This window comes from uncultured Cardiobacterium sp., assembly GCF_938028185.1.
Lineage (GTDB): Bacteria > Pseudomonadota > Gammaproteobacteria > Cardiobacteriales > Cardiobacteriaceae > Cardiobacterium.
In genome coordinates this window covers 1-2245 of sequence record NZ_CALJAH010000088.1, presented here as the reverse complement: position 1 = coordinate 2245, position 2245 = coordinate 1, and the positions used below count along the sequence as shown (strand labels likewise).

The window sequence follows — 2245 nt, the reverse complement described above, 5'->3', positions numbered from 1 at the left end:
GCGCGGCAGGCGCGTGTGCCGAAGCTGGCGGTGCTGTTCAGCCAAAGCGATGCGCTGGACGACAAAGACCTCCTGGAACTCGAAACCATGGAAATGCGCAATCTGCTCGACACCTATGAAATGGATGGCGAGCATGCGCGCATTTATGTTGGTCATCAGGGTCTGCAGCAACTGCTGGCCGATACCGCCGCGCTGGCACCGCGCCCGCAGCCGCCCAAACTGCCGCAAACAAGCCGCCGCCTGCACGGCTATATCTATAATCTGAGCCGCGAAGAAGGCGGTCATGCCCTATCGGCAGGCGACAGCACGGAAATATGGATAGGCGGGCAGACGGTGCGCTGCAGGCTGGTCTCGCCGCAAAGCGTGGCCGACGGCGAAACGCCCGAAGTACGGCTGGAAACCGAAGAAGCGCTGGTGGCGGCCGAAGGTCAGCGTTTTTTGCTGCAGCAAAACGGCAGGTTGATTGCCGCCGGTGTTGTGTCGGATGCCGAATAAACCTTGCCACTAGAAAGGCAGCCTGAAAATGAATCCAGCGTTTTCAGGCTGCCTTTCACCGTCCTTCCCGTTTCTGCCCCAAATAGAAACAGCTATCATCCTGCCACCACCTTCACAGGAGCCGCCACCATGTCTAACCCCTCTCCCTGGCGCATCATCGACCCGGTGCGCCCGCAAATCCGCCGCGCGATGATGCTCTCCACCGCCGCTATTGCCTTCGGCACCGCCGCGTTGCTGCTGATGGCGCATATGCTCAAAGAGCTGCTCGCTGGCCGCGCCGACGGGTTTACCGCCACGCTGCTGGTCGCGCTCACCCTCGCCGCCTTTGCCCTGCGCGGTTACGCCTTCCGCGTCTCGCATCTCGCCGCCTTTCGTCTGGAAACCCTGCTGCGCAGCCAACTTGCCGAACGCCTGGCGCAAGTCTCGCTCGGTTTCCTGCACGACCGGGGCGCGGCGGCGCTGACCAAAGTGATGCAGGACGACGTGCGCGGTCTGCACGTTTTCGTTGCCGACAGCACCCCGCTCTACGCCCGCGCCTACGCCGCGCCGCTGATTGCTTTTGTCGTGCTGCTCGTGGTCGATTGGCGCCTCGCCCTGGTTGCCGCCGGCGTGCTGGCCGTCGGCATGGTGATATTTGGTCTTGTCATGCGTAACGCGGACGAATCCACCGCCGCCTACAACGCCGCGCGCGAACAGGTGAATGTCGCCGTGGTCGAATTCGTGCAGGCGATGCCGGTGGTGCGCACCTTCGACGGCGGCGAAACCAGCTTCGGGCGCTACCAGCACGCGCTCGACAACTACCTCGCCATGCTCATCGGCTGGTATCGCTCCGTCGGCAACACCTCGCGCAGCGGCATGATGCTGCTCAACCCGATGCCGACCCTGGCCGCGTTGCTGTGGGCGGGCTTTTACTGGTGGCAGGCAGACGCGCTGCCTTTCGCCACCTGGCTGGCGGTGCTGCTGCTTGGCACCGGCATGGCCGAAGCGCTGACACCCTACATCTCGCTCTATCACCTGATAGAGCAGGGCAAAATCAGCGCCGAACGCATCATCGAAGTGCTGGACGCACCGGTGTTGCCGGTGCTTGCGTCGCCGCAAATGCCAAAAGACGCCAGCGTCCGCTTTGCGCACGTCCATTTCCGCTACCCCGGCCGCGAAGAAAACGCGCTGACCGACATCAGCTTCACCGCCCCGGCGGGCAGCCTGACCGCGCTGGTCGGCAGTTCGGGGGCGGGCAAAACCACCGTCGCCCGCCTCATCCCGCGCTTTTGGGACGTGGACAGCGGCAGCATCCGCATCGGCGGCGCCGACATCCGCCACCTCGCCCCGGAGGCGCTGATGGCGCAAGTCGCCTTCGTCTTTCAGGACAACTTCCTCTTTAGCGGCACCATTGCCGACAACATCCGCCTCGGCACGCCCGACGCCAGCGATGCCGAAGTAGAAGCCGCCGCCCGCGCCGCCCAATGCCACGACTTTATCATGGCGTTGCCGAAGGGCTACCACACCGCCGTCGGCGAACGCGGTGCGACCCTTTCCGGCGGCGAACGCCAGCGCATCACCATCGCCCGCGCTATCCTGCAAAACCGCCCCATCCTCATCCTCGACGAAGCGACCGCCTTTGCCGACGCCGAAAACGAAGCGCTCTTGATGCGCGCGCTGGCGGCGTTGATGCAGGACAAAACCGTGCTGATGATTGCCCACCGCCTCGCTACTATCCGCCACGCCGCGCAAATTCTCGTCTTCGACCACG

At 64.1% G+C, this 2245-nt stretch carries 1 protein-coding gene and 1 pseudogene; both read left to right on the top strand.

The features are described from left to right. Nucleotides 1–495: pseudogene (locus Q0349_RS02925) on the top strand (hypothetical protein); the annotation flags it as partial. Between the two features lie 129 nt (nt 496–624). Further along, a partial coding sequence (locus tag Q0349_RS02920; protein ID WP_298079381.1) for an ABC transporter ATP-binding protein occupies nt 625–2245 on the top strand: 1621 nt, incomplete at its 3' end.